The organism is Inquilinus limosus MP06 (genome assembly GCF_000767795.1).
GTDB lineage: Bacteria > Pseudomonadota > Alphaproteobacteria > DSM-16000 > Inquilinaceae > Inquilinus > Inquilinus limosus_E.
The window spans coordinates 1-5,289 of sequence record NZ_JANX01000457.1 but is presented as its reverse complement, the minus strand read 5'-3'; the positions used below and the strand labels follow the sequence as shown (position 1 = coordinate 5,289).

General features: G+C 70.1%; 6 protein-coding genes. 4 read left to right on the top strand and 2 right to left on the bottom strand.

The annotated features are described in order from the left end of the window. The 4 genes from P409_RS39240 to P409_RS25790 form a co-directional block, all read left to right on the top strand. Positions 1-233 (top strand): hypothetical protein (locus P409_RS39240; RefSeq protein WP_034845192.1); only part of this gene is annotated, 233 nt, incomplete at its 5' end. Further along, on the top strand, positions 230-1,027 hold the full coding sequence (locus tag P409_RS25800) for an ATP-binding cassette domain-containing protein (protein ID WP_034845190.1): 798 nt from the start codon (positions 230-232) through the stop codon (positions 1,025-1,027). The genes P409_RS39240 and P409_RS25800, both read left to right, overlap by 4 nt. 25 nt (positions 1,028-1,052) lie before the next feature. Further along, positions 1,053-2,096, top strand: coding sequence for a sugar ABC transporter substrate-binding protein (locus tag P409_RS25795; protein WP_034845188.1), 1,044 nt, complete (start codon positions 1,053-1,055; stop codon positions 2,094-2,096). Between the two features lie 185 nt (positions 2,097-2,281). Then, the gene (locus P409_RS25790; RefSeq protein WP_052121393.1) at positions 2,282-3,310 is read left to right on the top strand and encodes an ABC transporter permease; all 1,029 of its coding nucleotides are present in this window, start codon (positions 2,282-2,284) and stop codon (positions 3,308-3,310) included. Positions 3,311-3,539: 229 nt separating this feature from the next. Here the strand turns inward: P409_RS25790 and otsA are convergent, their stop codons facing one another. Together otsA and P409_RS25780 are read right to left on the bottom strand one after the other, a co-directional pair. Continuing rightward, positions 3,540-4,907 (bottom strand): alpha,alpha-trehalose-phosphate synthase (UDP-forming), encoded by a 1,368-nt coding sequence (otsA, locus tag P409_RS25785; RefSeq protein WP_034845187.1) that lies wholly within the window; start codon positions 4,905-4,907, stop codon positions 3,540-3,542. 15 nt (positions 4,908-4,922) lie between these two features. Beyond that, positions 4,923-5,289: trehalose-phosphatase (locus P409_RS25780; RefSeq protein ID WP_034845185.1), on the bottom strand; the 367-nt coding region annotated here is incomplete at its 5' end.

Sequence of the window (5,289 nt, the reverse complement as noted above, 5' to 3'; positions counted from 1 at the left end):
GCCGCCTGGCCGAGCGGCTGGAGCCGCTGCCGCCGTCGGTCAGCCGCCGCGCCGACAGGACCATGCCGCGCCTGGCCCTGTCGGCGATCGGCGCCGACAACGCGCTGGTCGGGGCGGCCGTGCTGGCCATCTCCGGCCTGCTGTCGCCGCAATCCGGCCTGCTCTTCGCCGAGCCGGAGCCGGGGCCGCCGGCCCATCCCCCGATCGCCACCGCCATGGAGGCACGCGCATGACCGACACGGCCCGAGCAACGACGGTCCGAACCGCGACGGACGGCCGGGAGCTGCTGCGGCTGGAGCACATCCAGATGCGCTTCGGCGCAGTCACGGCGCTGACCGATGCCAGCTTCAGCGTGCGCGCCGGCGAGGTGCTGGCCCTCCTGGGCGACAACGGCGCCGGCAAGTCGACCCTGATCAAGATCATCTCCGGCGGGCTGCAGCCGACCGCCGGCCGGGTGATCTTCGAGGGCGAGGAGTGCCATTTCGCCAGCCCGGCCGACGCCAAGGCGCGCGGCATCGAGACGGTCTATCAGGACCTGTCGCTGTGCATGAATGTCGATGTCGTCGCCAACTTCTTCATGGGCCGCGAGCTGACCCGCAGGATCCTGGGCATCCCGGTGCTGCGCGAGCGCGAGATGCAGGCGATCACCGAGCGCGCCCTGCAGGCCGCCGGCACCCGCATCCCCTCGGTCCGCACCCATGCCGAGCACCTGTCCGGCGGCCAGCGCCAGGCGATCGAGCTGAGCCGCTTCGTCCATTGGGGCGGCAAGATGGTGATGCTGGACGAGCCCTTCGCCGCGCTCGGCGTCGAGCAGACGCGGCGGGGGCTGGAGATGATCGCGCGGGTGCGGGACCAGGGCGTCGCCGTGATCCTGATCACCCACAACATGACGCATGCCTTCCAGGTGGCCGACCGCATCGTCGTGCTGCGCCACGGCCGGATCACCGGTGACGTGGCGACGGCCGGGAGCAGCCCCGAGGAGGTGGTGCGGATGATCACCGGCGATGTGAGCCAACGCGTCGCCTGAACCCAAAAACAGAGGAGGCAAGATCATGCGGATCGCAAGACGGACATTCGGGGCGGCGGCGATCGCCCTGATGGCGCTGACGGCCGGCGGCGCCGTCGCCCAGGACAAGGGCAAGGTCTACTATCTGGTGCCGACCCTGCTGGACGAGTTCCAGACGGAATCGGTGACCGTGATCACCAATGCGATGAAGCAGGTCGGCTACGAGACGGTGTCGCTGGACGCCCAGAACCGCACCGACCTGCAGCTGAACCAGTTCGACGACGTGATCAAGCTGAAGCCGAAGGCGATCGTGCTGGCCGCGGTCGACTTCGATTCGGTCGTGCCCGGCATCCAGAAGGCGCGCGACGCCGGCATCCCGGTGCTGGTGTTCGACCGGCAGATCACCTCGACCCCGGTCGACCTGACCTCGGTCGCCGGCACGGTGCAGATCGGCGAGATCGCGGCCGACCAGATCCAGGGCCTGCTGAAGGCCCGCCACGGCTCGGTCAAGGGCAAGGTGCTGCAGATCCTGGGCGATCCGGGCGACAGCTACACGCTGGACATCCAGAAGGGCTTCGAGGCCAAGATGAAGGCCTTCCCGGACGTCAAGATCATCACCCAGGCGGCGCTGCAGTGGGAGGCGACGAATGCCGGCAACATCGCCTCGGACCAGCTGCTGACCAACCCGGACATCGACCTGATCTTCGTCCATGCCGCGCATCTGGCGGTGCCGGTGGCCGGCATCCTGGAGGCCAAGGGCAAGAAGCCGGGCGACGTCATGCTGGTCAGCTCGAACGGCGCCCCGGTCGGGCTGGACCTGATTCGCAAGGGCTGGGAGCAGGTGGAGGTGGAGCAGCCGCTCTATGCCCAGGCCTACGGGCTGGCGATGTTCGTCGACAAGATCGTGGCGAAGGAGGCGCTGAAGCCCGGCACCTATGACGTGCTGGGGCTGAAGGCCGAGCTGACCGACGAAAAATGGGGCCCGAACCTGAAGATCCCGGGCGCCGCGATCACCAAGGACAATGTCGACGACCCGCGCTTCTGGGGCAACCTGAAGGCGCCGACCACGCCGGTGCAGCCGGTGAAGTGACGCGGAGGATCGGCCGAGAAGAGACGAGTCCCCCCTCCCCTCGCGGGAGGGGGCTAGGGGAGGGGGTTCTCTCGGCCGATCCAGCCCGCGACCGTCGGGGCCACCCATTCGCGCGCGGACGCGCGCAGACCCCTCCCCCTGCCCCCTCCCGCAAGGGGAGGGGGGACTGGAAAGAGACAGGACCGATGATGGACCGCAGCGTGCCCGCCTCCCCGACCGCCGCCCGGCGCGGCCGCGCCTGGATCGAGCCGGTGCTCGACCACATCGTCTGGCTGATCCTGGCGATCGTGCTGGCGGTGTTCTCGCTGGCGATCCCGGACTTCTTCCAGACCGGCATCTTCCTGAACATCCTGGAGCAGTCGGCCTTCGTCGGCATCCTGGCGGTCGGCCTGTCGCTGGTGATCATCGCCGGGCAGATGGACCTGTCGATCGAATCGGTGCTGGCGATGTCGGCGATGGCCACGGCGCTGTTCTTCGGCACCAACGGCGCCGGGCTGGGCTGGACGCTGGACCCGCCCTGGCTGGTGCTGCCGGTGACGCTGGTCGGCGCGGTCCTGGTCGGCTGCGTCGTCGGCCTGGTCAACGCCGCGCTGGTGGTGCGGTTCAAGATCAACGCCTTCATCGTCACCCTGGCCGCCTATATCGCGCTGCGCGGGGCGGTCGTCGCGTCCTCCGGCGGCCGGTCGGTCTACGGCCTGCCGGCCGAGTTGCGCGCCGTCGCCACCGGCGCCATCCTGGGCATCCCGGTTCTGGCCTGGATCCTGATCGCGGTGTTCGTGGTGTTCGGCTTCATCCTGACCCGGACGCCCTTCGGCCGGCACCTCACCATGATCGGCGGCAACCCGCAGGCGCCGTTCCGGGCCGGGATCAAGGTCGACCGGCTGGTGACGATCGCCTTCATGCTGTCCGGCGGCCTCGCCGCCTTCGCCGGCTGGCTGCTGGCCGCCCGCACCGCCGGGGCCACCGCCAATCTCGGCATCGGCATGCTGTTCGAGACTTTCGCCGCGGTGGTGATCGGCGGCGTCAGCCTGAAGGGCGGCGCCGGCCGCCTGTCCGGCGTCTTCGCCGGCGTGCTGCTGCTGAGCGCGATCCGCACCGCGATCAACGTCATGGGCATGCCGCCGCACTACACCCAGGTGATCCAGGGCACGCTGGTGCTGGCGGCGGTGCTGCTGGACACGCTGAAGACCTCGATCCGGAAGCGGTATCTGTAGTCAGCGACTACCACTGGCTCGCATATTTTTCACTCTCCCCCTCCCCTTGCGGGAGGGGGCAGGGGGAGGGGTTGGCGCCGTCAGGACGGGATGTCGAATGATTGTCGAACCCGGCCGCCGTCCTGAAACACCCACGCCACATCCCTTCATCGACAGCCCCCTCCCCCTACCCCCTCCCGCGGGGGGAGGGGGAGAATGGAAGAGGCCGTCGGTGTAAGCACCCCGCCGCTCAGGCCGCCCCCTCCAGCGCCGCCATGAAGCGCCGCCGCCAATGGCCGATGTCGTTGCCGCGCAGCACCTTCATCAGCGCGGCGTGGCGCTCGCGCCGCTCCTCCAGCGGCATGGTCAGGGCGCGCTCCAGCGCCTCGGCCACGCCTTCGACGTCGAACGGGTTGACGATCAGGGCCGCCTCCAGCTCCTCCGCCGCGCCGGCAAATTCCGACAGCACCAGCACGCCCGGCTTCTCCGGGTCCTGGGCCGCGACATACTCCTTGGCGACCAGGTTCATGCCGTCGCGCATCGGCGTCACCAGACCGACCTTGGCCGAGCGGTAGAAACCCAGCAGCGTCTTGCGCGGCACGCTCTTGTTCAGGTAGCGCAGCGGCACCCAGTCGATATCGGCGAACTCGCCATTGACCGCCCCGGCCAGGCTTTCCAACTGGTGTCGGATCTCCTGATACTCGGCGACGTCGCTGCGGGTCGGCGGCGCGATCTGCATGAACGACACCCGGCCGCGCCGGTCGGGCCAGCGCTCCAGCAGGGTACGGAACGCCTCGAAGCGGCGCGGCAGGCCCTTGGAGTAGTCCAACCGGTCGACGCCGATGATCAGGTCGCGCCCGACCAGGCTGTCGCGCAGCCGGTGCGCCGCCCGCATGTTCCAGGCGGCGGGGGCGTCGGCCGCGATCTCCTCGGTCTCGATCGAGATCGGGAAGGCCTCGACCGCGATGCGGCGGCCGTCGACCTCGACCCGGCCGTCGGTGGTCTCGCGCCAGGTCTTGTGCCAGGCGGAGAGCAGCGCGTCGCGGTCGCGCGTGGTGTGCAGCCCGACCACGTCATAGGCGGCGAGGTCGCGCAGCAGGTCGCGATGGGTCGGCAGGGTGCGCAGCACCTCCGGCGTCGGGAAGGGCGTGTGCAGGAAGAAGCCGATCGGCGCCTTCACCCCGCGGTCGCGCAGCGCCCGGCCCAGCGGGATCAGCTGGTAGTCGTGCACCCAGATCCGGTCGCCTGGCTGCAGCAGCGGCAGCAGGGCGTCGGCGAACAGGGCGTTGACCCGGCGGTAGCCGTCCTCCGCCGCGCGGGTGTAGTGCACCAGCTGGGTGCGGTAATGAAACACCGGCCACAGCGTCGAGTTGGCGTGGCCGTTGTAGTAGAGGTCGAAATCCCTCGGTGTCAGGTCCAGCATCGCGTAGGTCAGCGGCCCGGCGCGTTTCAGCTTCGGCTGCGGCGACGCATCCTCCGCCAGCCGCCCGCTCCAGCCCAGCCAGATGCCCCCGGTCTCCTTCAGCGCCGCCAGCACGGCGACGGCGAGGCCGCCCTGCGGCGCCTTGCCCTCCTCCACCGGGGCGATGCGGTTCGAGACCACGATCAGGCGGCCCATCGGGTTCCCTTTTCGTCAGCGGGCGGCGGCCAGATGCGCGATCCATTCGCGCATGGCCGCGGGATCAGGCAAACGCCGGCTCGCCACGGTCGGTTCCCTGTCGCCGACCTGCAGCGCGATGCCGTCATGGCGCAGCGCCGCGGCGAAGGAATCCTCGTCGGTGACATCGTCCCCCGCCGCCAGCGGCCGGCGGCCGGCGAAGGGCGGCAGGGCCAAGAACCGCTCGACCGCGGCGCCCTTGTCGACGCCGTCGGGCTTGAGCTCGACCACCATCTTGCCGGCCAAAGCGTGCCAGCCCGGCGCGCCGGCCACGAGGTCGCGGGCGAAGGCGATGACGTCGGGCCCGAGATCCGGCGCCTGGCGGTAATGGATCGCCACCGCG

Bases quoted from the DNA above. Each gene is read 5' to 3' on its own strand.
- P409_RS25800 (WP_034845190.1), top strand. From the start codon at position 230: ATGACCGACACGGCCCGAGCAACGACGGTCCGAACCGCGACGGACGGC.
- otsA (WP_034845187.1), bottom strand. From the start codon at position 4,907: ATGGGCCGCCTGATCGTGGTCTCGAACCGCATCGCCCCGGTGGAGGAG.
- P409_RS25790 (WP_052121393.1), top strand. From the start codon at position 2,282: ATGATGGACCGCAGCGTGCCCGCCTCCCCGACCGCCGCCCGGCGCGGC.
- P409_RS25795 (WP_034845188.1), top strand. From the start codon at position 1,053: ATGCGGATCGCAAGACGGACATTCGGGGCGGCGGCGATCGCCCTGATG.